This is a genomic window from Geobacillus sp. LEMMY01, assembly GCF_002042905.1.
GTDB lineage: Bacteria > Bacillota > Bacilli > Bacillales > Anoxybacillaceae > Geobacillus > Geobacillus proteiniphilus.
In genome coordinates this window covers 1-25,100 of record NZ_MVKA01000007.1, presented here as the reverse complement: position 1 = coordinate 25,100, position 25,100 = coordinate 1, and the positions used below count along the sequence as shown (strand labels likewise).

Below are 25,100 nucleotides of genomic sequence, written 5' to 3'. Positions count from 1 at the left end.
TATACAAAAGTTGCAATAGCGCTAAAACGAAAAAAGCGGCCGCCAATAGGTGGAAACGGCCGCTTTCAAACGGATCGTTCGCGTCATGACGGTTGTTTTTGCCGATCTTGCGGGTGAACGATGCTCGGGCGCACTCTCGCTCCAGCAGCCGAACGGCGGACGACAATTTGCATAAATGCCGCTGGATCGAACGGAATGAACGGCCATAAGTACGGCGTATTGAGCGAGCGGATGCTGGCCAGCCAAAGCAAATAAACGGTCGTGCCAATGACGAGCCCGGGCACTTTAAACAAGGCGACAAGAATGACCAATGCCAATCGAGAAATCTTATTAGCCACGCTCAACTCATAGCTTGGCGTCGCAAACGAACCGATCGCCGCCACCGAGACGTACAAGATGACTTCCGGCACAAACAGCCCGACATCGATGGCGATTTGTCCGATCAAGACGGCGGCAATCAAGCCCATCGCGGTTGATAGCGGCGTCGGTGTATGAATGGCTGCCATCCGCAAAAACTCAATCCCAAAATCAGCGAGCAAAATTTGCACAACGATCGGGATGTTTGTTTGTTTGTTCGGTCCAATAAACGCCCACGATTCGGGCAGCAACGACGGCTCAAGGACGAACAGCACCCACAGCGGCAGCAAAAACAGCGACGCCAAAATACCTAAAAACCGCACCCAGCGCACGAACGTCCCAACTCCCGGCGACTGCCGGTATTCCTCGGCATGCTGAACGTGATGGAAAAATGTTGTCGGCGTGATGATGACGCTTGGCGATGTGTCGACCATAATGAGCACGTGCCCTTCAAGCAAGTGCGTCGCTGCTACATCCGGCCTCTCGGTATAACGGACGAGCGGGTACGGGTTGTATCCTTGCTTCACTAAAAACTCTTCGACTGTTTTGTCGCCCATCGTCAGTCCATCGACGTTGATTTGTTTCAATTCATTTTTCACGAGCTCAACAAGCCCCGGGTCGGCGACGTCTTTAATATAGGCGATGCATACGTCCGTTTTTGACCGCTCGCCGACTTGCAAAATTTCAAAGCGCAGCCGCTCGTCGCGGATGCGGCGGCGGGTGAGCGCCGTGTTGACAATAATGTTTTCAACATACCCGTCGCGAGCGCCGCGCACAACTTTTTCCGTATCCGGCTCTTGCGGCTGCCGACCTGGATAGCTGCGGACGTCGACAGCAAATCCGGTCGATTCGCCCTCGATCAAGACGATGATCAAGCCCGACAGTAGTTTGTCAACCGCTTCGTCGAGGCTCGTCACCGGGCTGACTTGCTGATGGACGAGCCGATTTTCGATAATTTGCCACGCTTGGGCCGCCTGACGCTCGTCATCATTGACGCGCACGATTTGCTTTAGCAATTCGATAATGTATTGCGTGTCGCATAAACCGTTGCAGTAGTAAATATGTACTTCCCGGTTTAGGACATAGATTTTCCGCACGCCTAAATCAAAGCTTGTCCCGACGCCGATCCGCTGCTGCAAAAACTTCGCGTTGTCAACGAGCTTCTTCGCGATCGGCGCTGTCGGTTTCTTTTCTTTTTCCGGCATGGCCACCACTCCTTTCGAGAATCAACTCGACCGCCTTGCGCGTAATCGGCGCCCCGTATTTCGCATGGTCGCGGTATCCCATTTTGCCGATGTCGCCGATGCCGACGATGAGCGGAATGTTCAGCTGGTCAAGGCAGTAGACGGTGTCGCCGTTGATCCGCCCGATCTCGAGATCGCGGACGCCTTCTTTATCGACCCCATATTCGGTAATCACGCCGTCGCGGTCGATGCTCACGTGCACTTTTGTCCATTCATGCTGGTGCGTATTGGAGGCAACCGCCAGCGCCCCGAGCACTTCGATTTGTTCATGCGTCGCCACATAGCGAAGCGCCTGCTCTCCGGCCCCCTCCCCGAGGGCGCCGCAATCGTCAAACATGACAAACACTGGATCATGCGGCGTTTGCAAAATGAGTTCGACCAACTGTTCGCCGCTCAGTTTCGTCGGATTGCCTTGCGAGCGGGAAATGCAGCGGCCGCCGATCTCAGCGGCGACCTGCTCGATCGCCCGGCAGGCGAACTCGTCCCCATCCGTTACTAAAATGACCCGTCGTTTTTCCATCATCTTCTACCCTTTCGGTTTGCAAGTGAGCGCCGCGGCAAACGAGCCGGCCACGATAAAGGAAAACAAGGCGCCGGCAAATCGGAACACCGCTGCTCCCGTTTCGACAAATCCCTCCGGCCGCGGTTCTGCCATGACCCCTTTCGCCAACCAATACCCAAATCCGCTCAGCGGCATCGTCGCCCCAGCGCCGGCCCAAACGGCCAATCGATCATAGACGCCGCCAAAGCCAAGGAGGACGCCAAGGACGACAAGCGAACCGGCGACACCAGCCGGCGTCCATTTGCCGCGGTCGATGACGAGTTGGACGATGGCACACAGCAGCCCACCGACGAAAAAGGCGCGGACGTATTCCATATCGCATTCCCCCTTGATCGTTCCCGAATAAAAGACGACCTATAGCGGCAAATCCGGCTCCCGTCCGGCCGCTTCGATGACGACGCCGTGAGCGATCGCTGGGATCGACTGTTTTTGCTGCACCATCGTTTGACTCAAGAGCGCCCCGGTAGCGACGACAAACAGGCGTCGAAACGTTCCGCGGGCGAGCTCTTGAAGCAAATACCCGTACGTGACGACCGCCGAGCAGGCGCAGCCGCTGCCGCCGGCGAACACCTTTTGATCTGGCCGGTAAATCATCAGCCCGCAATCGTTGTAAACGTCGGTCACATCGTAGCCGGATTCAGCAAGCAGCTCTCGGACGATGACGCTGCCGACGCGCGACAAGTCGCCGGTGACGATCAAATCGTAATCGCCCGGCGATGCGCCTAAGTCGCGGAAATGCTGCTCGATCGTATCGGCCGCCGCCGGGGCCATCGCCGCCCCCATGTCGAGCGGGTTTTTCAGCCCGGCGTCAACGACTTTGCCGATCGTCGCCGCCCGGACGCGCCAACGTCCCGGCGCGCGGCCAACGAGCGCGGCGCCGGCGCCCGTGACGGTGAACGTCGCCGTTTTCGGCTTTTGCACCCCAAGCTCAGTCGGGTAGCGAAACTGCCGTTCGGCCGTCGCGTTATGGCTGCTTGTCGCCGCAAGCGCCCGATCGGCCAATCCGCCAGCGACGAGCGCGGCGGCTGCCGCCAATGTTTGCATCGAGGTCGAACAGGCGCCGAACAAGCATAAAAACGGAATCGGCAGCTCGCGGGCGACATAGTTCGATGTCGCATTTTGGTTTAACAAATCACCGGCCAAAAACAGATCGACTTCTTCGGCAGAGACGCCCGCCTTTTGCAAGCAGCAGTCCACCGCCTCCCGCATCAGCCGCCGCTCGGCCAGCTCCCACGTCGCTTCGCCGCAATATAAGTCGCGATGGCAAACATCAAAATAACTCCCGAGCGGCCCGTCGGCTTCAAGCGGCCCGACCGCGGCAGCGGCCGCTTGGATGTAAACACCATCGTCAAACACCCATGTCTGCTTTCCGACACGTTTCATGGCCAATCCCTCTTTTCGTCACGGCCAAACAAGGCCAAGCACATAGGCGGCAATCAGACCATAAATGACCGATGCCCCACCGGCTTTCAACATCTGCCCGGCCACCCCGGCCGTCCATCCTTCGCTGCGATGCTCGATAGCGGCGCTGGCGATCGCATTGGCCAGCCCTGTAATGAGCATCGTCGCCCCCGCGCCGGCAAATTGGCTGAAATCGTCATATTTCCCGACGGCCGTCAGCACAATCGCCAATCCGGCCATCATCATAGACGCCCACAGATGGGCCTCGAGCGGCGGAGCGGCAAACGTGCCGCCATACCAATCAGCGAGCCATTGCGCCAACGCACAAAGCGTCCCGCCGACAAGAAACGCTTTTACCGCATTGGCGGCGTATGGGGGAGAAGGCTGAAACGCCTTCACCTCGCGGACATAATCGGACTTTAATCCCACGTTTCCTTCCCCCTTTGTCAGCGAAAGTGATCGACAAAATAAAGCCAATGAAACAACGAACCGGCCACTTTGCCAAAGGCGATGGCCATAAGTAAAATGACGATTTTATCATCGACGCCGATCCGCTTCGCTAAAATCGGCCAAACGTTCAACACCTCTGTTAAAGCGGCAGCGAGCATTCCGATAAACACACCATGAAACAATCCGATCGGCGCCATCCAATATTTGGATAAATGCCAAACCGAATGGCGCAAACTCATCCAACCGCCAACGATGGCGCCGGCTACAGCCCCCCATTCATAGGCGTGAATGCGTTTCATCGTTTTCGTCAGCTGCGTCAGGCGCGGGATGACGCCAAGCACGACCAAAAAAGCGACAAATCCAGTTCCGACCGCCAACCCTCCGGCGAAGCCGACGAACACTACCAGCAAAATCTCAAGCGTCGTCAAGAGGCCTCAAGCTTTCTTTGTTTTCATGCAAAATGACGTACTGATCGATCGATTGCTGGTAGTTGAACATTTCGACTTCAAGAGGGCTGGGCTCCTCGTTGATTCGTTTACGGAACCAATGGTTGAAAAATAAAATCATCCCGATGCCGAGCCCAAGCGAATACGGAATTTGCAAAAGCAACGGTTTATCGACCGCTTGGCCGGTCATCATTTCGTACAGATGGCGATGCACTTGTTGCATGCTGACGTCCTCGTGAAAGTTCATGATCGCCATCGCCGAACCGACGAACAAAAGAAGCCAAACGAGAACGAAGGAAGCGGTCGAAACTTTCCGTTTTTCATAGACGACTTCAATGATCGTCTGCGATGGGCCGATCATCTGCACATCAAGCGACGAATCCACATCAAACACAGCCCTGATCATTTGCATCATATCGATGATGACGATATTTTTATCGCTCGGCTGGATGCGATAGAGTGGAATCATCTTCAGCCGCCGAATGAGCCCGCCATCCGGCGCAGCGATTTGCGCTGTCTGCCCGAGCGTCACCACCGCCCCCGGCTTGACTTGCACGCGATGGCGCGGCTTAATAAACACGGTGTTGGCCATTTGCTTCACACCTTTGTCCCCATTTTGTTTTTCTTTAGTTTGGTTGACCGAAACACGGATCATGCGGTCTATCAGCATTCACCATCGATTTCATAAAAATAGAAAAGAATGGACTGAAACATGTCCATTCTTTTTTCAAGAGAAAATGGATTTTGTTGTTCATCAAGAAAAAATTTAGATAAAAAATGCACCCTTGATGCTCGCTGCCCGCTGGAACGCTCTTCCCTTCTGCACGCGCAAGTTGCAAAAAAATGGACTATCCGTCCATTTTGTCCTTTATGTGCTGCAATATTTTCTTTTCCAGCCGGGATACTTGCACTTGAGAGATGCCGAGCCTCGATGCCACTTCGGACTGGGTTTGGTCTTTGTAATAGCGCAAATAGACGATCAGCCTCTCGCGCTCGTCGAGTTCTTCGATCGCTTTTTTTAAGGCGATTTTGTCAAACCATGACGCCTCGTCGGCGTCAGCGATTTGATCAAGCAACGTAATCGGATCGCCGTCGTTTTCGTACACCGTTTCGTGAATCGATGTCGGCGAGCGGACCGCCTCTTGAGCCAGAACGACGTCTTCTGGCGAAATGCCTAAATGGTCGGCGATTTCCGTAACCGTCGGCGCCCGCCCGCGCGTTTTCGACAGCTCGTCTTTCGCCTTGCGGATTTTGTTGCCCATCTCTTTCAGCGAACGACTCACTTTGACGGTGCCGTCGTCGCGAAGAAACCGCTGAATCTCCCCAATGATCATCGGCACGGCGTACGTCGAAAACTTGACGTCATACGACAGGTCAAACTTGTCGACCGACTTTAACAAGCCGATGCAGCCGATTTGAAACAAGTCGTCCGCTTCATAGCCGCGGTTTAAAAAACGTTGAACGACCGACCAGACGAGGCGCATGTTTTTTTCAATAATTTCATCACGCGCTTCTTGATCGCCTTCTTGGCTGCGGCGGATCAGCTCTTTCATCTCCTGATCTTTGATTGGCGACTGATCTTGCTTGACATCGACATCCATAGGCATGTCTCCCTCAGTTACATAACGCTTTGCTTTTCGCAATATGCTTTTTCAAATACACAGTCGTCCCTTTGTTCACTTCCGATTCGACGATGACTTCGTCCATGAAGTTTTCCATAATGGTAAAGCCCATCCCTGACCGCTCGAGCTCGGGCTTTGTCGTAAACAACGGCTGGCGCGCTTCTTCGATGTCAGGAATGCCGACTCCTTCGTCTCTCACCGTCAAATGGACGACACCGTCTTCAATGATGACCGAAATGGAGACGATGCCGTTCGGATCGTTGTTGTAGCCGTGAATGATCGCGTTTGTCACCGCCTCAGAGACAACCGTTTTAATTTCCGTCAGTTCGTCCATCGTCGGGTCAAGCTGGGCGACGAACGCCGCCACGGTCACACGGGCGAACGATTCATTTTCGCTGCGGGCAGAAAATTGGAGGTGCATTTCGTTGCGCATTTACGCCACCCCCAATGCTTGCAAGGCGAATTGCTCATCCGCCTCAACGCGGATGATTTTAAACAGACCCGACATGTCAAACAGCCGTTTGACGGCCGGCGATACGGCGCATACGACCATCTGCCCGCCGACGTTTTTGATTTGTTTATAGCGTCCGAGAATGACGCCGAGGCCAGAGCTGTCCATGAACGTCAATTGTCCTAAATTGAGCACGATGTGGCGGATCGCTCGGTTTTCGAGCACATCCGTCACTTGTTCACGCAATTCTTCGGCTGTATGATGGTCAAGCTCCCCAGACAGGCGAACGATGAGCACGTCTTGCTTCACTTCCAAGTCGATCGCGAGACTCACAGCGTGTTCCCCCTTGTCCATTTCAGGATATGGAGACATTTCGCTGCTGTCCGCCGGAAATCCTGCCGCCTGACAAAACTAGTGGTCGTTCGCCAAAGAGAGCGAAAAGACCGCAAAACTTGACATTATCCCGCCTGCACGAAGCGGCCAAACACCCGCTTAAACAAGTCCCAAAAGCTCGCTTCTTCGACCGTTTGCTTGGCGACGATCGGGCTGTGCAAAATTTCTTTTCCATCCTGTTTTAAAATGAGGACGCCAAGCTCATCGCCTTTGCGAACGGGTGCTTTCACATCGTCTTTCACTTTGATCACTTTTTCGATTTGCTCGACCGACTGCCCTTTTTTCGTCAGCACCGACACCGGCTCCGACGTCACCGCTTCGACGGATGACCGTTTGCCTTTGCTTATGTTGACGCGGGCGACTGTTTCATTCCGTTTGTACACCGGGTGAGTTCGATATTGGGAAAACGCGTAATCGAGCATCTTCGTAATTTGAGCATTGCGCGATTTCGGCGTCGGCGCTCCAAACACAACAGCGATGACGCGCATGCCGTTCTTTTTCGCCGTGGCGGTCAAACAATATTTCGCTTCGGCTGTATATCCGGTTTTCAGGCCGTCAACGCCCGGATAAAATTTGACAAGCCGGTTCGTATTGACGAGCCAAAACTTTTTGTCCGTATTTTCGCGCAAATAGTCTTCGTACTTGCTCGTATATTTCGTAATATCTTCATATTTCAACAGTTCGCGCGCCATCATGGCCATATCATAAGCGCTGCTGTAGTGATGTTCCGCCGGCAGGCCGGTCGCATTGGCGAAATGGGTGTTTTTTAAGCCGAGCTGTTTCGCTTTTTCATTCATCATCTCGACAAATGCTTCTTCCGACCCGGCGATCTGCTCAGCCATAGCGACCGACGCGTCGTTGGCCGAACCGATGGCAATGCCGCGCAGCAGCTCATCGACGGTCATTTCCTCGCCCGGCTCGAGGAAAATTTGCGATCCACCCATTGACGCGGCGTATTCGCTCGCCCGCACTTTTTCATCGTAGGACAGCTTTCCTTCATCGATGGCTTCCATGATCAACAGCATCGTCATAATTTTCGTCATGCTCGCCGGCGGCAATGGTTCATGGGCATTTTTTTCATACAATACTTTGCCGGTGTCGCGTTCAATCAAAATGGCTGATTTCGCCTCATCGGCCAGCTTCACTTTCGCCTCCTTCATCTCTTTCGCCTCGGCATGGGCAGAAAGAGGAAGAAAAAGAAGAAACGGCAATAAAAGAAGACGAGTGACTTTCGTTTTCATCTCCCAAACCTCCATTCTTTATACATGCCATTTTTTCCAGGCGAGATATTTTTATACAAAAAAACAGCTCATTTTCCAAAAAACAAAAAAAACGCCCGAAACACGCGTTTCAGGCGTCTTCTTCTTGAACAACTGCTTTTTTCCTTGCGGATCGCCAGCGTCCCTCTCTATACGATGGTCTCATAAATGAGCGGCGGCCGAGCAACCAGCTGCGGCGACAGCTGAATAGCCGCCTCGATCTTTTCTTTCACGTCAAGCACATCTGGCCGGTTGCTGTGAATCGTGGCGAGCGCTTCCCCTTTCTGCACGCGATCGCCGATTTTTTTATGGAGCACAATGCCGACCGCCAAATCGATCGTGTCTTCTTTTTTCGCCCGGCCGGCGCCGAGCCACATGGCGGCCGTGCCGATGTCATCGGCGGCCATCTCGGCGACATAGCCGTCGGCAGCCGCCGTGACGGTCGACGTATATGCCGCCTTTGGCAATTTGTCCAGATCGTCGACGACCGATGCATCTCCACCTTGAGCGGCCAAAAGCGTTTTGAACGCCGCGATGGCGGCCCCGCTGCGAATCGCCTCTTCAAGCAAACGGCGCGCCTCATCAAGCGATGGCGCCTTCTCCGCCAAATAGACCATATGGCTGCCGAGCGTCAAACAAAGTTCGGTTAAATCGTGCGGCCCGTCCCCTTTTAACGTGGCGATGGCCTCTTTCACTTCCAAGGCGTTGCCGACGGCATAGCCGAGCGGCTGGCTCATGTCAGAAATGACCGCCATCGTCCGGCGGCCGACGCGCTTGCCAATGTCGACCATCGCCCGAGCGAGCCGGCGCGCCTCGTCAAGTTCCTTCATAAACGCTCCGGCGCCCGTTTTCACATCCAAGACGATGGCATCAGCCCCAGCGGCGATTTTTTTGCTCATGATCGACGAGGCGATGAGCGGAATGCTGTTGACGGTCGCCGTCACATCGCGAAGCGCATACAATTTTTTGTCCGCCGGCGTCAAGTCGCCGGTTTGTCCGATAATGGCAATGCGATTCACATTCACTAATCGGATGAACTCGTCTTTGCTGATCTCGACATGAAACCCGGGCACAGACTCGAGTTTGTCGATCGTGCCGCCCGTATGGCCGAGGCCGCGCCCAGACATTTTCGCCACCGGCACGCCGACAGAAGCGACAAGCGGCCCTAAAACGAGCGTCGTCGTATCGCCGACCCCGCCGGTCGAATGTTTATCGACTTTCACGCCGCGAATACTCGACAAATCGAGCATTTCGCCGGAGTGCACCATCGCCATCGTCAGCGCGGCCGTTTCTTCCTCGGTCATGCCGCGGAAATAAATCGCCATCGCGAGCGCGCTCATTTGGTAATCGGGAATGTCCCCGTTTGTATACCCGCGGATGATCCACTCAATTTCTTCCTTCGTCAGCGCCTTTCCGTCGCGCTTTTTCGCAATCAAATCGACCATTCGCATCGCGATCACCTTTTTCGTTTTGATTTCGCCATTTCGGCGACAATCGCTTTCACAAACCGCAAAAAGTCCGTCTTCACCCGCTCGGCCGTTTCAACCACTTCGTCGTGGTGAAGCGGAGCATCCGACATCCCTGCAGCCATATTCGAAATGCACGAAATGCCGAGCACCTCAATGCCGCCGTGGCGGGCGACGATCACTTCCGGGACGGTCGACATGCCGACCGCATCGCCGCCGAGCGTACGAATCATGCGGATTTCCGCCGGCGTTTCGTACGACGGCCCCGTATTGGCGACATATACTCCTTCATGCACGCGAACGCCAAGTCTCGCCGCCGTTTCCTTGGCGAGCTCGCGCAGCCGCCGGCTGTACGCTTCCGTCATGTCCGGAAAGCGCGGACCAAGCTCCGGATCGTTCGGACCAATGAGCGGATTTGTGCCCAGCAAGTTGATATGGTCGGAAATGATCATGAAATCGCCGGGCTGGAACCGTTCGTTGATGCCGCCCGCAGCGTTTGTCACGATCAATTCGCGGACGCCAAGCGCCTTCATCACCCGGACGGGAAACGTCACTTCCTGAAGCGAATACCCTTCATAATAATGAAACCGCCCTTGCATGGCGACAACGGTCGCCCCCTCAAGCCGCCCATATACGAGCCGTCCAGCGTGTCCTTCAACGGTCGACACTGGAAATCCGGGAATATCTTCATACGGAATGCGAACCGCCTCTTCGATTTCATCAGCGAGCACGCCGAGCCCCGAGCCGAGAATGAGACCGATTTCAGGCGGAGTTGGCATCAATGGGCGCAAATGACCGGCGGTTTTTTCAATCGCTTGTCGATCCATTCTTTTCCCCCTCATCGTTCTTTATGAAGTTAGGCCAAATCAGCCAAAAAGCTTGTTCCGTACGGCGGCCGGTTGACTTGGAAGTTATCCGCAATCGTTGCGCCGACATCGGCAAACGTCTCGCGGACTGGGAGCGGCTTGCCGCCGCGAAATCGCGGGCTGTACACAAGAAGCGGCACATATTCGCGCGTATGGTCGGTTCCGTGGTGAATCGGGTCGTTGCCGTGGTCAGCGGTGATGATAAGCAAGTCGTCCGCTGTCAAGCGCGGCAACACATCGGCAAGCCGGGCGTCAAACTCTTCGAGCGCATCGCCGTAACCTTTTGGGTCGCGGCGATGGCCGTATTTAGCGTCAAAATCGACGAGATTGACGAAACTCAACCCGGTAAAGTCCATGCCGAGCGTGTCGACGAGCTTATCCATTCCGTCCATATTGGATGTCGTTCGCAACGACTGGGTAACTCCTTCATTGTCGTAAATATCGGCGATCTTCCCGATGGCAATCACTTCATAACCGGCGTCTTTCAATTCATTCATCACCGTTCGGCCAAACGGCTTAAGCGCATAGTCGTGCCGGTTGGCGGTTCGCTCAAAATGGCCGGGTGTGCCGATGAACGGTCGGGCAATGACGCGCCCGACCATATACGGCTCGTCGCGCGTCAATTCACGAGCGATTTCGCAAATGCGGTACAATTCATCAAGCGGCACAACTTGTTCATGGGCAGCGATTTGCAAGACGGAGTCGGCTGATGTATAGACGATGATTGCCCCTGTTTTCATATGCTCTTCGCCAAGCTCTTCGATGATCGCTGTTCCGCTCGCCGGTTTGTTGCCGATCACGTTCCGGCCGGTGCGCCGCTCGAGCTCAGCGATCAATTCATCTGGGAACCCGTTCGGAAAGACGCGGAACGGCTTGTCGATGCGAAGGCCCATCAGCTCCCAATGGCCTGTCATCGTATCTTTTCCAGCCGATGCTTCCTTCATTTTTGTATAGTACGCGAGCGGTCGATCGACTTTCGGCACCCCTTTGATCTCACGAATATGGCTTAGGCCGAGCTTCGCCATGTTCGGCATATAGAGGCCGCCGCGATACTCAGCGATATGGCCGAGCGTATCCGCTCCTTTGTCATTGTATTTCTCGGCATCCGGCGCCTCGCCGATGCCGACTGAATCCATCACAATCAAAAAGACGCGCCGGTATGTCGCTTTCACATTCATTCCCCCTGCCTGCAATGAAAATGGAGTCTCTTTCTATCGTTCCCGTATTTTCGCGAAAACACGCCTATGGCCAATTGGTCAGAAGTCTGACAACTAAAACGACAGGCAAGCGCCTAGCATACGGCAGCTGCTAGGCGCGCGGGTGGTACTGTTTGTACACGTCTTTTAGGCGCGTTTTCGTAACATGCGTATACATTTGCGTCGTCGAAATGTCGGCATGCCCAAGCAACTCTTGCACAGCGCGCAAATCGGCTCCGTTCTCAAGCAGATGCGTCGCAAACGAATGCCGAAGCGTATGCGGCGTCAATTCTTTTTCGATGCCGGCTTCTTTCGCGAGCCGCTTTAAAATTTTCCAAAACCCTTGCCGTGTCAACCGCTGGCCATAATGGTTCAAAAACAGCGCCTCCGTTGCCCGCCGTCGCGGATTGACAAGCTGCGGGCGCCCTCGCTCCAAATAGTGGGTAAGCGCTTCAATCGCCATGCGCCCGATCGGCACGATCCGCTCTTTCCGCCCTTTTCCATAGCAGCGGACAAACCCCATCGTCAAATGCACGTCGCTTAAGTTGAGCTGCACAAGCTCACTGACGCGCATGCCGGTCGCATACAACAGCTCCAGCATCGCCTTGTCGCGCAGCCCAAACGGTGTGCTCACTTGCGGCGCTGCGAGCAGCGCCTCGACTTCCTCGACCGACAGCACTTTCGGCAGCGTCCGTTCAAACTGCGGCGTTTCGATATGGACGGTCGGGTCTTGCGCCGCGATTTTCTCCCTTAGCAAAAACTGATGAAACGAACGGATCGACGCCAAATGGCGGGCGATCGTCCGCGCCGATTGCCCTTGTTCGCTTAAAAACTTTAAAAAATGGAGAATATGGAGGCGCTCCACTTCGCCCCACGCCTGAAGCTGCTCGACTTGGCGCAAATAGCGGACGTATTTTTTCAAATCGCGTTCATATGAAACGATCGTATTGTGCGCCAAATTCCGCTCCACCGTCAAATAATGCAGAAAATCTTTCAACTCGTATTCCAACGCTCTCTACTCCCCATCGCGATAAAAAAATAACAGCCGGTCGAGCCAACTTGGCGGCGCACTCTCCGCCGCCGATACTTTGACCGCCGATCCCTTCGGCTCATCGTATCGGTGGTAATACTCGTACTCGCGGTTAAACCATACAAGACTATAATAAAATAAAATGGTGCACCCCGTAAATAAAAGAAACACTTTCACCATTTGCCAAACGGTTTTCATGGCATCCTCCCTATCAGCTGCTTGTCAGCTTGCTAGTATGAGGATATGCCATTTGTTTCGTTGTTTATACGCAAAAAACCTTTCCCGTTGGAAAAGGTTTTTTATTTTTCTTCATGCTTTTGCTGGCAACGGTGACAAATGCCGTGGAACGTCAAACGATGGTCTTTAATTTTAAATTTCCACTTCTCCTCAACAATCGCTTCGACATCCTCAAGCAAATCTTCTTGAATTTCCGCCACCGATCCGCATTCCAAGCAGATGAGGTGGTGATGGAAATGGGCCGCTCCTTCCTTGCGGAGGTCATAGCGCGACACCCCGTCCCCGAAATTGATTTTATCGACAATTTTCAGCTCGGTTAACAGCTCGAGCGTCCGGTAAACGGTCGCCAACCCGATTTCTGGGGATTTTTCTTTCACGAGGAGGTAGACGTCTTCCGCGCTTAAATGGTCTTCTTCATGTTCAAGCAGGACTCTTACCGTCGCTTCCCGCTGCGGCGTTAGCTTGTAACCCGCCGAATGCAGCTGCTTCTTAATTCGTTCCACACGATCTTCCATCTTTTCATTCCTCCCTCGCCATTCACCCATCATTATAACAAATGCACGAGGGAAGTATCAAAGTAAAATCACTATTATGAAGGAATGATAATGGTTATTATATAATATTCATTATGATTAAACTCATTGTCCATTGAACCGCCTGTTTCATCAATGCCGGCGAAAGATATGCCTCGACCGCTGAGGAAAGAAGCAGCCCAAGGGCAACAGCCACCATCGCCGCTGCGTAGCGCATCACCATCGGAAACATCGATCCATGCGGCCGCTTCATAAACTGGTTGCGCACCATGTGCAAGGAAAACGAAATAGAAATGACGCCCATGACGATCATGAGTGGAATGGCCACCAAGTTTTGCGGCATGATGGACACAAACGACAAAAGAAACCCGCGCCAACCCATTTGGTTGACTAAAAAGCCAACCGTAAAGCCGACGACGACGCCTTTGAAAAACAGCAAAACAAGAATGATCGGCAAGCCAATGACAGAAATGCCAAGCACCCACATCAACGCGGTATATTTGACGTTGTGCATATAGCTTTGCCAGAACATATCATGGGCGCTTGCGATATTGTCTTTTGACACTTGTCCAAAAAATTGCGTCAAGTAATAGTACAAGTCTTGCTTTTGACTGAAACCGAGGCTGTTGACGACAATGGCGCCGAAAATGACGCCCATGAGAAACAGGACGATGACAAACACATACAGCGAAGCATGTTCACGCCAATGGACAGCGATAGCCGATTTCAGCGGATGGGTTCTCATTGTGCTTCGTCCTCCTACTTTGTCTCTTAGTAGATTGTATGTCCATCCGCTTTCGGTATGACTGTTTTTCTAAAAGGCTGGTGATGTAATGAAAAAACAGCTCAACACCGACGTGTGGCCAACTCCACGGGCGGCACGCCGCCTCGGTCCACTGGCGCATGGCCGGGCTGGGCCAAGCAGCACGCACGGCATGATGATGAACGGCAGGAGCGCTGCCCGAGTGGTTACCCCTCCCGCACTTTCCCGTATCTCCCACCGCCCCCGGCCTCGATATGGAGCGCACCGCTGCGGGCAAGGACGATCAGTTGGGCCAACTTTTCTCCCACCGTCTCCGCGATCTCTTCCTCCGCCGCCTCATGAAGAACGCTCATTTCAGTGCCAAAACGGGCGAGCAGCTTTTCATACGCTTTTGGACCAAGGCCGGGGATGAATTCAAGCGGCACTTGATAAATGTACGGCGGCCGTTTCGGCCCGCGTTCCGCCGTTTTCAGCTCCGCAAGCCGGTCAAACACGCCTTTCACGAAGCGATGATGGCCGCATGCCGCGCAGCGATCGACGTCCGGTGCAGCCGGCGCAAGGCAGCGCTCGCACACTGTCTGGTGATATTTTCCAAGTTTAGGATTTAAACCGTAGTTGGCGACAATCGCGCGCCCGTCTTCACCGCGCAGCGCTTTTTCAAATTCGGCAAACGTCGGGGCGGCGAGCCGCACTTCTTCATATTCGCGGGCGATTTTCCGCAGCGAATGGGCATCGGAATTCGTCAAGTACGGGTAGCGATGCAATTCGGCGATCTGGTCCGCCATCGCCGTATCGGCGCTTAACCCAAGTTCAATGGCATCAATCCAATCCGGGTCAAACACTTCTGTCAGGCTGTGCTTGACCCCTTTTCCGTACAAGCTTTTAAACGGGGTGAACGCGTGCGCGGGAATGAACCAGCCGCCCTGCTCTTTCGCGGCAGCTTGCAGCTCACGGCCGGACACGTAAACGCGCTGTGAACTGAGCGACACGTTCTTTACCCGTTTGCCAAGCCAGCCGGAAAACGTGCGCATCGTCTGCACAGTCGGCAAAAAAACGAGCACGTGGATCGGTCCATGGCAATGGTCGTCATATACTTCGATTTCACTGCCTAACAAAAGCGTCACCTTTCCGGCGCTGACGCCGCCTCCGTCATGTTCGCGCCAACCGTGCTTCTCCATTGCCCGCTCGAGCTCGTCCAGCACTTCCGGCACATGGCTGTCAATGACACCGACCAGGTCGATCCCTTTCACCTCAGCCGCCTCATGCAAGATGTTCTCAAGCGTCAACGTCCGCGCCCCAGTAATTTTCACCGGGCGGCCCGAGGCGGTGCGGCCGATGTGAATATGTAAATCAGCGTAATAACGGCCGAGGCCGCGCTCGTTTTTTTTATTCGGCATTTTGCTCCCCTAGCGCGCGGCGCAGCTGCAAATATTGCAAGGCGTATGCCGTTTTCGCATCGTAAATGTCGCGTTGTTGAAGCATCTCAAGCGCCTCCTCCAATGTAACTTCCAACAGCTCGACAAACTCATCTTCATCCAAACCGGCGCCGTCCTCCGCTTTTTCCAGCCCCTCGGCGACATACAAATGGATGAGTTCATCAGCAAACCCTGGGGATGTATAAAAGGAAATGAGATGGCGCATCGATTGGGCGCGGTAGCCGGTTTCTTCTTCGAGCTCGCGGTGTGCGGAAGCGAGCGGCTCTTCCCCATGTTCTAGCTTGCCCGCCGGAATTTCGACCAATGCGCGCTCCAGCGCTTTTCGGTACTGGCGGACAAGAACGATTTTCCCGTCCGGCAAGAGCGGGAGCACCGCCACCGCCCCCGGATGTTTGATCACCTCGCGCCGGCTCGTTTTCCCATTTGGCAACTCGACTTCCTCGATATACAAGTCAATGATGCGGCCGCTGAACAATTTCTCTTTGCGGACGGTTTTTTCATACAACTTCTCCATTCTTCTTCTCCCCTATCGATTGATGGACTCTTTTCCATTGTACTACATGTTTGGCCATTTTTTCGCTTCCGTTGTACAATGAACATATCATCATCGATCGCTAAAGGGGGCGCAAAAGATGAACAAACGCCGCATCGGCACATCAGACTTATACGTCAGCGAAATTGGACTCGGCTGCATGTCGCTCGGCACTGATGAAAACCATGCCATCTATCTCATCCATGAAGCATTGGAGCGCGGCATCAACTATTTGGATACGGCTGATTTGTACGACCGCGGCTTAAACGAGGAATTTGTCGGCAAAGCGGTGAAAGGAAAACGCGACCAAGTGATCATCGCGACAAAAGTCGGCAACCGTTGGCGCCGAGACGGAAGCGGCTGGGATTGGGATCCGTCAAAAGCGTATATCAAACAAGCGGTCAAAGAGAGCCTGCGCCGCCTGCAAACGGACTACATTGACTTATACCAGCTCCACGGCGGCACGATCGACGACCCGATCGATGAGACGATTGAAGCGTTCGAAGAGCTGAAGCAAGAAGGCGTCATCCGTTGGTACGGCATCTCCTCGATCCGCCCAAACGTCATTCGCGAATATGTGAAGCGCTCGAACATCGTCAGCGTCATGATGCAATACAGCTTGCTTGACCGTCGGCCGGAAGAATGGTTCCCGCTTCTTCGCGAACATCACATCAGCGTGATCGCCCGCGGTCCGGTCGCTAGAGGCTTGCTCACGAGCCGCCCGCTTGAACAAGCGAGCAGCGCGGTGAAAGAACACGGCTACCTCGATTATTCCTACAAAGAACTGCAAACGCTCATCCCGAAGCTGAAGGAAAAAACGGCCGGGCGCCGTTCATTGACCGCGACCGCGCTGCAATTTTGCCTGTATGACCCGGTCGTTGCCGCCGTCATTCCGGGCGCAAGCCGGCTTAGACAGCTTGAAGAAAACATCGCCGCCGCTTCCGCCCCGCCGCTTGATGCCGACGAATACGCGTGGCTGAAGCGGACGACGAAGCAGTCGGTGTATGAAGCGCATCGTTGACATTCCGCCCAGACGAAGCCGGCAGCGCATCATCCAATTGATCCGAATGCCCGCAGCGCTTCATTGCAACGGACCATTTCCGAGGTCCGTCCGACCGAGCCCGACCGCTGATTGGCGGCACCGGGCTTTTTTCATCGCTTGGGATCCGCCCTTTTACTCAGCTTCATCATCCACGAATTTATCTCTCGCGGCTCCTAAACCGAACACCATCATTCCTATGCAGACAACCAACAACAAACCGAGAGGAGCGGTAAACCGCCCGACGGCATCATACAGCATGCCAAACAACGGCGGACCGGCAGCGGCAAGCAAGTAGCCGACCGACTGGGCCATAGCCGAAAGCTGGGCGGCTTCCAGCGGACGGCGCGTGCGCAAAGTAAACAGCATCATCGCCAGCGAAAACGCCATGCCGGCGCCGATGCCGGCGAAAAGCGCCCCAACCCAAAGCAGCCAACCTTGGCCAGCCAAAAAGGCGATCGTTCCAAAAGCCATGAGCAACACCGCCGAGCCGATCAGCACTTTTTGATTGTCCATCCGCTCCGCGAGCATCGGAGAGACGAACATCATCGGCAACTGGGCAAACTGGAAGAAAAAGAGCAGCCATCCGGCTGTATCGGCCGCCAAGCCCTTGCTTTGGCCAAGCTCCGGCAGCCACGTGACGATGCAATAAAAGAACAAGGATTGCAGCCCCATAAACAGCGTCACTTGCCAGGCAAGCGCCGATCGCCAAAGCGAAGAGCGCCGGCTTCCCGCCGGGACGCCGCTCGACTTCTGGCGCCAAGCTTGCGGCAGCCAAACGACAAGCGACAACGCGGCAACCAGCGCCCAAAAGCGAAACGCCCCTTGCCAGCCGATCCCCCACCCGTCGGCAAGCGGAACGGCGAACCCGGAAGCGAAGGCGGCGCTCATGTTCATCGTTACGGTATAAACGCCCATCATCAAGCCGACCCGTTCAGAAAACGTGTCTTTGATCAGTGCCGGCATGAGAACGTTGTCGACCGCGATGGCGGCTCCAATCAGCGCCGTGCCGAGAAATAGGGAAAACCCTCCCGAAAGCGGGCGAATGAGTTCGCCGGCAAGCAAAACAACAAGCGAACCGAACAGCGTCCGCTCTATTCCGAACCGCCGGGCGAACGCGGCCGCCACAGGAGCCAAGAAGGCAAACGCCAAAAGCGGAATCGTCGTCAACGCCCCAGCGGCTGCGTGGGAGAGGCCAAGCTCCCGCTGCAATTCAGGAACAAGCGGCCCGACCGTTGTGAGCGGTGCGCGCAAGTTGGCGGCCAAGATCACGACCGCAGCCACCATGAACACAGACGCGGACGCCATACCCGCTGTCATCATTTTTTGTTTCATCTGAACGTTCCCCCTATTTAAACTTCCGCCAATCGAGTTCACTTTCTTCCAGCAGCTCGGCAAATGATTTCTGTTCCTCACGGCGGCGCGCTTCCTCGCGACGCCGCGCCTCTTCCGCCGCCCGACGCCGCTGTTCTTCCTCGGCAAGCGCCCGCTTTTTCGCAAGCAGTTTCGCTTCCGTCTCGGCACCGAGCCGGTCGGCAAGCGTCACTGCCTGCGTCTCTTGTTCTTTTTTCCGCGCAGCCCGGTTCTTCATGATTTCCGCCCCCCTTTGCATAACGACCGTTCGTTTGTCAAACGATACAACTAAACGATAAGAAAAAGGAGAGATGTATGGATGGAGAAAAACCGCGCCCAAAAAGGGAAACCGTCCGCCGATACGGTGAAGCCGGTGATCGCAAAAGAAGAATTGGAAAAAGCAATCCACCCGACTAAGCGGCAAAACAGTCCGCAATAACATTGGAAAGCGCCGTTCGGCGCAAAACGCGGCTTCTAACTATGGAAAGGGGCGCCCCCGGCCGAAAATGGCTTAGGGGCGGCCCCCATAGCCATCAAGTTAAGAAAACAGGAATAAATATATGCCTGATTTGACCATCCTTTTGAAGACCTCATAATGTCTTAGAAAGGGTGGTTTTTTTGAAGACGTCCTTATCTCTCCGAGAAGAATGGCATTGTTTTTTAGACGGATTAAGAAGCGTGTTATCGTGCGAAGAACTTGAACATATGGCCCGAGATCATCAATTTATTCAACGAAAGGGGAAATTACGCGCCCATGATTTTGTGGCACTTTGCACATTTCTCCAGGAAGGAGGCGGTCAAAAATCATTGGTGCAGCTTTGCAGTGCTCTAGCTCTCAAGCAAAACACCTTTCTGAGTGCGGAAGGGCTCAATCAACGGTTTAATGAAAAAGCGGTGAGTTTCCTCAAAGCGGTGTTTGAAAAACTGCTCATTCATCAGACTCAGGAAGCCCGTCACTTATGTCAAAGACATTCGCTGTTTCGCCGGATTCGCATTCTCGATTCCACGTCGTTTCAACTGCCTCCTGAAATCCGGGGGATTTACGAGGGATGTACGGGGCCTGGGGTGAAAATTCAGCTAGAATATGAATGGCTAGAAGGGAAGTTTCTCCATGCGGATGTCGAAGATGCCCGTCATCACGACGCCGCCTACGGAGCGTCCCTTCTATCGACCATCCAAGAGGGAGACCTTTGTTTGAAAGACTTAGGCTATTTTTCGCTTGAGGGATTGCAAGCCATTCATGACGCCGGAGCCTTTTATATTTCCCGGCTCAAACACAATGTAGGGATTTACCAAAAAGAAGGAGACCGATTTCGAAAATGGGAACCAGAGGATTTCCTTGCGGTGTTACAACCCGGAGAAACCATGGAACTGGAACATGCGTATGTCAGTGGAAAGAAAGTTCATCAACCGCGGCTCATTGTGTATCGGCTGACCGAAGAACAGGAGCGACAGAAGGAAGGACAATGGAAACAGAAGGCGAAACGAAAAGGGGCCGCGTACGTGACGCGACGCCCCCACTCAATATATGTATATATCACCAATATTCCAGCGATTTATACCTCTTTGCACGAAATTCATACGCTGTATTCTCTTCGCTGGCARATTGARGTGGTATTTAAGACATGGAAATCCCTGTTTCACATTCATCGATTCAAACCGATGAAAGGGGCTCGCTTTCAGTGCCACCTGTATGGAACRTTGATTGCCTTATTGATCAGCTCCACTGTCATGTTTAAAATGCGGGAATGGCTCTATCGAAAACAGAAAAAGGAATTGAGCGAATATAAGGCGATGAGTATGATCAAGGAGTTCGGTATGGATTTATTTCAAGCCTTATGGTGTTCGGAGGCGTTAGCTGTCCAACTTCTTTTAAAACTGTGTGACATCATCGCTCAACACGGAAAAAAATCAAGGCGTTATACAAAAAAGAGCGCTTTAGACATTATCGAGAGTTTGGTCATCATGCCGGTGTCGTAAGAAATTCCCGCCTCATACCATGAAAAAAACCTTCTATCGGGAAGGTGTATTTGGCATGCCTATCTTTATATATTCTCACGGTCACAGCCTCCAAAGATGAAGAGTGAAGCCTTGGAGCTACTCGCTCCAAGGCTTCACTTGATGGCTATGGGGATTGCCTCAAAGAGTTGTTGACCCAAGCAAAACACACAACATCTTGGCATTTCCATGGCGGCTCTCCTGTTCAAGAGTAGGATGGGGGAGTGGCGCAACGAAGAAGAGCTGCTGCACTGAAGCTCCCAGCATCCTCCTCAGATGCAGGAAGCTATTGGTTCACTTTTGATTGTCCCATGAACACGGAAGCGGCACCTTCGCACAGTTGGTTGTTCAAGATGGCCACCCCCTCGCGAATTTCGACATTACACACATGACAGTCATTCTGCCGTAATATGGGTCATACCCGTAATCACCCCTTCATTCATCGAATATACTTCATGGCATAATGACTGAATGTCCACCTTGTTGTGAGACGTCAACAAAATGGTGCAGCCTCTTTTGTTTTCCTCCCGAATAATTTGGTACACTTGGTCCACCGATTTTTCATCCAAAGCATTCATCGGTTCATCGAGCAACATCAGCTGCGGTTTCTCCATGATGCATTGTGCGATGGCCAGTCTTTGTCTCATTCCAAGAGAGTACGCTTTCACCGGCCTTTTATCATGCGGATTCAACCCCACTCGCTCGATCGCCTCTTTTACCTCACGTTCGCCGATTTTGTTCTGAATCATGGCTAAAAAATGCAAATTATCGAATCCTGAGTATTGTTCAAGGAAACCTGGTTTTTCCAACAAAACAGAAATATCGCTCGGAAATGATACATCTTGGTGCAACGTCTGGCCAAATACCGCCACCGTGCCGCTGGACGGCTTCACAAGTCCGCTGATGACTCGGAATAACATCGTTTTTCCCGACCCGTTCGGCCCGACAAATCCATAAATCTTTCCTCTTTCCAACTCTAAGTTGATATTGCGCAAAACTTCCCTTGCTTTTATCGTTTTGGAAACATTGGATAAGACGATCGCCTTCATAATTGAAAACCTCCTACATATAATCCGCGTTCTTCACTCTCTTGATCGTCCAATACCCGAACGCAACGATCGACAAGAGCTCCACCATCAACGCCGACCAGAACATCGAGCTGCTCCGCACGAGATCCGCCATGCTGTAGTACAAAGGAATAAAAGGCGTTGGCATCTTGACACCCACAAAAAACAAAGCGAGAATGACAACATTCGCCAAGTGATGGGTTGCATACACGTTCAACAACATCCACACGCTGGCGTGCCAATACAAATTCACGGCGATGCCCACGAACATGAGCACGAGCGAACGGTCAAACGAAAACGCCATATGCGACACAAAGAGACCGAAGCCGCCAGCGATCAAAAACACCGACAAGACATACACCAATGTAAATAGAACACCTGCCAGCAGCCTAGCCATCGTGTACGACGTCGTATCCCTCAACAAAATGAACAGTTTATGTTCAAAATATTTATCCCGCTTTTTCCAAACGATTTGGAGCAACACCACATAGCCGAAGCAAATCATCAGCCAATACATCCAATTCGAGATCGTCACCGCTCCGAATAAGCGGGAGAACAACTCCGATAGGCATTGGGAAGAAAACGCCTCTGACCAGCTGGACATCAAAGTGCCCAACAGTGGGAACAGGAGGCAGGTGATGACAATTCTTTTGACATCCATTTTGATCAGGGTAAACTCCAAATGCATCGGTTTCATAAAAGATCATCCTGAACATAGTAGTTTTTTTGGCTTGACGAAAGGCAAATGGTATAGACCAGCACCAGCATCATCGCAATGAGAACTAAGATTGTCCAAACGGGAGCCGTCTGTTCACTTATGTAAAACAAATAAGGGAGCATGTGCACAGTGAACATATCCAATACAGCCAGTATGATGACGGCAGCGAAGGCGAAAAAGCGGTTCCCCCCAAAATCAATGAATGCGACAAACAACAATCCGTATATCGCGGTGACGAAAAAGTACATGACAAGAAAATAGAGAAACGAGCTTTTATCCCCACTATGCGGCACGTACAAAAAAGCCGCATGGGCGTTTGGCATATTAGGATAGATGACGTATTTCACAAACATTGTACATAATCCGCCTACTGCGGCAACCCAAAGAGACACGCCCCCCGCCAGAACGACGACCAGCAACGCTTTATGAAGACCGATTTGCCTCCGCGTGCGGTATCTTCTTAGCACCACCCACGCATTGGTTTGAAGCGCGGAACCTAAAAGAAACAAAAAAGCAGGGAGATGAAAAAATTCATACCGATAAAGCAAGATAAAATCTTTGAGGCTGTGCCACTTCCCCACCACCACCATTCCTAGCGGCAAGATGCCCACCACCATCAACAAAGCCATGACGCCCAAAATCATTTTGATGACGGTTCGATGCAACAGCAAATCTTGCCAAACAAAAAAAACGTTCTGTCTAGAGAACATCTTCACTTTTCTTCACTCCATATGAAAATACCGCTGCCGCAATCAACAATTGGAGGACAAACACGATGACGATTTTCCAATAGGACAATCCTTCCACTGGTTGTGAAGGGATTAAGAAATTAAACGGATCCCAAGCCAATTGGTTGGTGATAGTCAGCGCCGCCCAACAAACCATATAAATGATTTGTGGCATCAAAGTAATCAAATACCGATTTTTCAACAACAAGGAAAATCCTAACCCAAGGCAGACGTAGCCGCTGGCAAACAATCCGCCAATGATATAATACGCGAGAACATACCAATAAGGGGAGATCTCCAATAAAGGAGAAAAAAGGCTTTTCTTTTCCCCTTCAAACGAATTGTCCGGCAACGGCAACGTGCCATTGACCAATTGCCGATATGCCTGGGAAAAGCTCGAATAATCCCAATGGTTGGTCAAAAGGTTGACGAGCACGACGCCAAAAAGAAGAGGAAGGAGAAACAAGAAAAACGCGCTGATATAAGAAAACAAAAATTTCCCCCAGTAATAAGCGCTTCTTCCCATCCGTGTCAATTGATAATGAACATTTCCGCTCTTTCGCTCACGATCAATCGAATCCACCAATGGAATCGACAACAATAATGGAAAAAGGAAGTAATATAGAGATGAAAATACGTTAAAGCGGAAGCCTCCTAGACCAACCCATTCAAGGTGAGGCGATGCCAAGGCGAAAACATTTGGATTGTCGTGGTAAATTCGTTCAAGCAACTGCACATTTTCACGATAATCTTTCACCCCCAACACGACGGCGCCGATGACAAGCAGCAACAGGCAGGCTGCGCTGATGTAAAAGTTCCTATTTTTCAAAAGTTTGATCAATTCTATATACATACTATCATCTCCTAATTCTTCTGTTAAGGACGGTCTTCTTTGTGATATTGAAGAAGACCGCCCCGACCAAGAAAACCTCTTTCTTGTCCAAGTTGACTGAACATACCTATAAATCGATCAATTGTCGGGATAAAATTTGCCTGCGATGTCAACTGTAACGTAAGTGAAGGATGCATTTTCCGCCATTAATGAAACTTTTTTGCCAACAGCACTTTGGTCGACAGTGAAATAACGCGTGTCATTATCGGTTACATTCAGCGCGGTTGGCGACACTTTCGTGGAACCTTGCTGAATCCACATGTTTGCTTTATAATCGGCGCCCACAACCGAATTTTCCACTTTACTTTTACTGTTTGTCGCTTTATTGGCGCTTGCTAATTCCGTATCGCCTTGAAAACGAGGGAGAACCCCAGCATACGTAACATAAGATGCGGCGCTGACTCCCCCTACCACAATGAATGAGATAAAAGCAAGCAAAGTAGTAACCATTTTAAGTTTTTCCTTCATGATTCGATCCCCTCTCCCCTAATAAATTTTGAAAACGCAGGATCGTCCTCCTTTTCTCCCTTGACGAGTATCGATCAAGGGTGGATCCAAGCACTAAATCCCTTTTATTTTCCTTGGAAAGCTGTCTTGTGATCAATCATCCTAGAATTTTCCAACTCTTCCATATTCCAATTAATAATTATAAGTTATTAGCATCGAATGCAAGAGTTACAAGATACACAAGAATTTTGGTAACTATTCACCCCAGTGCTAGTGTATAAAAAAGCCCAGCACAAATAGGGCATTTCGGTCATAGAAAATGCCCTAGGTAGCGGAAAGAACTCGATCGATCGTTTCGCCTGCCAACAGAAGACATAACGAATCCCACACGTTTTTTTCGTGTTTCGTCAGTGTGGAAACGATGCTTCTTGCGATGCAAAACGACTGCGCGAATGTTTCTTCGCGAAACGTACCCGAAATGTTCTCTTTGACTTTGACCATGCGAAGATCGCGTTCGGCTTGGTTGTTGTCAAAGGGAACATGTACTTCACGTAAGAAACGCAGCGCTTCTTCCTTTCGTTTTTGAAGCCGTCGAACAAAAGCAAGTGCTTTTT

At 52.3% G+C, this 25,100-nt stretch carries 30 protein-coding genes; 2 read left to right on the top strand and 28 right to left on the bottom strand.

Annotation, left to right across the window (positions count from 1 at the left end):
• Positions 1-83: 83 nt before the first annotated feature.
• The 20 genes from B1A75_RS04805 to B1A75_RS04710 all read right to left on the bottom strand — a co-directional run bounded on the left by B1A75_RS04805 (position 84) and on the right by B1A75_RS04710 (position 16,226).
• Positions 84-1,562: a spore germination protein gene (locus B1A75_RS04805; protein WP_079935839.1), complete on the bottom strand. Its 1,479-nt coding sequence runs from the start codon at positions 1,560-1,562 to the stop codon at positions 84-86.
• Positions 1,510-2,121: a stage V sporulation protein SpoVABEA gene (gene spoVAEA / locus B1A75_RS04800; protein ID WP_074044389.1), complete on the bottom strand. Its 612-nt coding sequence runs from the start codon at positions 2,119-2,121 to the stop codon at positions 1,510-1,512. The genes B1A75_RS04805 and spoVAEA overlap by 53 nt, the downstream gene beginning before the upstream one ends.
• Before the next feature lie 6 nt (positions 2,122-2,127).
• The gene (locus tag B1A75_RS04795; RefSeq protein WP_074044388.1) at positions 2,128-2,478 is read right to left on the bottom strand and encodes a SpoVA/SpoVAEb family sporulation membrane protein; all 351 of its coding nucleotides are present in this window, start codon (positions 2,476-2,478) and stop codon (positions 2,128-2,130) included.
• 39 nt (positions 2,479-2,517) lie between these two features.
• On the bottom strand, positions 2,518-3,546 hold the full coding sequence (gene spoVAD, locus B1A75_RS04790; protein ID WP_074044387.1) for a stage V sporulation protein AD: 1,029 nt from the start codon (positions 3,544-3,546) through the stop codon (positions 2,518-2,520).
• Between the two features lie 18 nt (positions 3,547-3,564).
• The gene (locus tag B1A75_RS04785; protein ID WP_079935838.1) at positions 3,565-3,993 is read right to left on the bottom strand and encodes a SpoVA/SpoVAEb family sporulation membrane protein; all 429 of its coding nucleotides are present in this window, start codon (positions 3,991-3,993) and stop codon (positions 3,565-3,567) included.
• 17 nt (positions 3,994-4,010) lie between these two features.
• On the bottom strand, positions 4,011-4,442 hold the full coding sequence (locus B1A75_RS04780) for a stage V sporulation protein AB (protein WP_074044385.1): 432 nt from the start codon (positions 4,440-4,442) through the stop codon (positions 4,011-4,013).
• Positions 4,429-5,052 (bottom strand): stage V sporulation protein AA, encoded by a 624-nt coding sequence (locus B1A75_RS04775; protein ID WP_074044395.1) that lies wholly within the window; start codon positions 5,050-5,052, stop codon positions 4,429-4,431. The genes B1A75_RS04780 and B1A75_RS04775 overlap by 14 nt, the downstream gene beginning before the upstream one ends.
• Before the next feature lie 256 nt (positions 5,053-5,308).
• Positions 5,309-6,061, bottom strand: a complete 753-nt coding sequence (sigF, locus tag B1A75_RS04770) for an RNA polymerase sporulation sigma factor SigF (RefSeq protein WP_011231790.1) — start codon at positions 6,059-6,061, stop codon at positions 5,309-5,311.
• Between the two features lie 13 nt (positions 6,062-6,074).
• On the bottom strand, positions 6,075-6,515 hold the full coding sequence (spoIIAB, locus tag B1A75_RS04765; protein WP_011231791.1) for an anti-sigma F factor: 441 nt from the start codon (positions 6,513-6,515) through the stop codon (positions 6,075-6,077).
• Entirely contained in the window at positions 6,516-6,866 is a 351-nt protein-coding gene (gene spoIIAA / locus B1A75_RS04760; protein WP_011231792.1) for an anti-sigma F factor antagonist, read from the bottom strand.
• Positions 6,867-6,991: 125 nt separating this feature from the next.
• Entirely contained in the window at positions 6,992-8,167 is a 1,176-nt protein-coding gene (locus B1A75_RS04755; protein WP_074044384.1) for a D-alanyl-D-alanine carboxypeptidase family protein, read from the bottom strand.
• Positions 8,168-8,334: 167 nt separating this feature from the next.
• On the bottom strand, positions 8,335-9,636 hold the full coding sequence (locus tag B1A75_RS04750; RefSeq protein WP_079935837.1) for a pyrimidine-nucleoside phosphorylase: 1,302 nt from the start codon (positions 9,634-9,636) through the stop codon (positions 8,335-8,337).
• Positions 9,637-9,641: 5 nt separating this feature from the next.
• Positions 9,642-10,478, bottom strand: coding sequence for a purine-nucleoside phosphorylase (locus tag B1A75_RS04745; RefSeq protein ID WP_011231795.1), 837 nt, complete (start codon positions 10,476-10,478; stop codon positions 9,642-9,644).
• A 29-nt stretch (positions 10,479-10,507) separates the two neighbouring features.
• Positions 10,508-11,695 carry a phosphopentomutase gene (gene deoB, locus B1A75_RS04740; protein WP_079935836.1) on the bottom strand — a complete coding sequence of 396 codons (1,188 nt, stop codon included), beginning with the start codon at positions 11,693-11,695 and terminating at the stop codon, positions 10,508-10,510.
• Between the two features lie 130 nt (positions 11,696-11,825).
• Entirely contained in the window at positions 11,826-12,722 is an 897-nt protein-coding gene (xerD, locus tag B1A75_RS04735) for a site-specific tyrosine recombinase XerD (RefSeq protein WP_074044380.1), read from the bottom strand.
• A 6-nt stretch (positions 12,723-12,728) separates the two neighbouring features.
• Positions 12,729-12,941 carry a YqzK family protein gene (locus B1A75_RS04730; RefSeq protein WP_011231798.1) on the bottom strand — a complete coding sequence of 71 codons (213 nt, stop codon included), beginning with the start codon at positions 12,939-12,941 and terminating at the stop codon, positions 12,729-12,731.
• Positions 12,942-13,042: 101 nt separating this feature from the next.
• Positions 13,043-13,495: a ferric iron uptake transcriptional regulator gene (fur, locus tag B1A75_RS04725; RefSeq protein WP_011231799.1), complete on the bottom strand. Its 453-nt coding sequence runs from the start codon at positions 13,493-13,495 to the stop codon at positions 13,043-13,045.
• A gap of 97 nt (positions 13,496-13,592) precedes the next feature.
• The gene (spoIIM, locus tag B1A75_RS04720; RefSeq protein WP_074044379.1) at positions 13,593-14,258 is read right to left on the bottom strand and encodes a stage II sporulation protein M; all 666 of its coding nucleotides are present in this window, start codon (positions 14,256-14,258) and stop codon (positions 13,593-13,595) included.
• A gap of 224 nt (positions 14,259-14,482) precedes the next feature.
• On the bottom strand, positions 14,483-15,673 hold the full coding sequence (locus B1A75_RS04715; protein WP_074044378.1) for an endonuclease Q family protein: 1,191 nt from the start codon (positions 15,671-15,673) through the stop codon (positions 14,483-14,485).
• Positions 15,663-16,226 (bottom strand): NUDIX domain-containing protein, encoded by a 564-nt coding sequence (locus B1A75_RS04710; protein WP_011231802.1) that lies wholly within the window; start codon positions 16,224-16,226, stop codon positions 15,663-15,665. Before B1A75_RS04710 ends, B1A75_RS04715 begins: the two co-directional genes overlap by 11 nt.
• Before the next feature lie 118 nt (positions 16,227-16,344).
• Here B1A75_RS04710 and B1A75_RS04705 point away from each other — a divergent pair, with 118 nt between their 5' ends.
• Positions 16,345-17,265 (top strand): aldo/keto reductase, encoded by a 921-nt coding sequence (locus B1A75_RS04705; RefSeq protein WP_074044377.1) that lies wholly within the window; start codon positions 16,345-16,347, stop codon positions 17,263-17,265.
• A gap of 153 nt (positions 17,266-17,418) precedes the next feature.
• Here the strand turns inward: B1A75_RS04705 and B1A75_RS04700 are convergent, their stop codons facing one another.
• A complete protein-coding gene (locus B1A75_RS04700) occupies positions 17,419-18,618 on the bottom strand; it encodes a CynX/NimT family MFS transporter (RefSeq protein WP_074044376.1) in 1,200 nt (399 codons plus the stop codon).
• A gap of 13 nt (positions 18,619-18,631) precedes the next feature.
• Positions 18,632-18,874, bottom strand: a complete 243-nt coding sequence (locus tag B1A75_RS04695) for a YqkE family protein (protein ID WP_074044375.1) — start codon at positions 18,872-18,874, stop codon at positions 18,632-18,634.
• A 380-nt stretch (positions 18,875-19,254) separates the two neighbouring features.
• On the opposite strand from B1A75_RS04695, the gene B1A75_RS04690 reads away from it, so the two are divergent.
• Positions 19,255-20,616 carry an IS4 family transposase gene (locus B1A75_RS04690; protein WP_079935835.1) on the top strand — a complete coding sequence of 454 codons (1,362 nt, stop codon included), beginning with the start codon at positions 19,255-19,257 and terminating at the stop codon, positions 20,614-20,616.
• 413 nt (positions 20,617-21,029) lie between these two features.
• Here the strand turns inward: B1A75_RS04690 and ccmA are convergent, their stop codons facing one another.
• The 6 genes from ccmA to B1A75_RS04660 form a co-directional block, all read right to left on the bottom strand.
• On the bottom strand, positions 21,030-21,683 hold the full coding sequence (ccmA, locus tag B1A75_RS04685) for a heme ABC exporter ATP-binding protein CcmA (RefSeq protein ID WP_011229800.1): 654 nt from the start codon (positions 21,681-21,683) through the stop codon (positions 21,030-21,032).
• A gap of 13 nt (positions 21,684-21,696) precedes the next feature.
• Positions 21,697-22,398 carry a hypothetical protein gene (locus B1A75_RS04680; protein WP_011229799.1) on the bottom strand — a complete coding sequence of 234 codons (702 nt, stop codon included), beginning with the start codon at positions 22,396-22,398 and terminating at the stop codon, positions 21,697-21,699.
• Positions 22,395-23,135: a hypothetical protein gene (locus B1A75_RS04675; protein WP_041467772.1), complete on the bottom strand. Its 741-nt coding sequence runs from the start codon at positions 23,133-23,135 to the stop codon at positions 22,395-22,397. Before B1A75_RS04675 ends, B1A75_RS04680 begins: the two co-directional genes overlap by 4 nt.
• On the bottom strand, positions 23,119-24,000 hold the full coding sequence (locus B1A75_RS04670) for an NADH dehydrogenase (RefSeq protein ID WP_079935834.1): 882 nt from the start codon (positions 23,998-24,000) through the stop codon (positions 23,119-23,121). Before B1A75_RS04670 ends, B1A75_RS04675 begins: the two co-directional genes overlap by 17 nt.
• A 117-nt stretch (positions 24,001-24,117) precedes the next feature.
• A complete protein-coding gene (locus tag B1A75_RS04665; RefSeq protein WP_011229796.1) occupies positions 24,118-24,507 on the bottom strand; it encodes a hypothetical protein in 390 nt (129 codons plus the stop codon).
• A gap of 303 nt (positions 24,508-24,810) precedes the next feature.
• Positions 24,811-25,100: IS66 family transposase (locus B1A75_RS04660; protein ID WP_139761707.1), on the bottom strand; the 290-nt coding region annotated here is incomplete at its 5' end.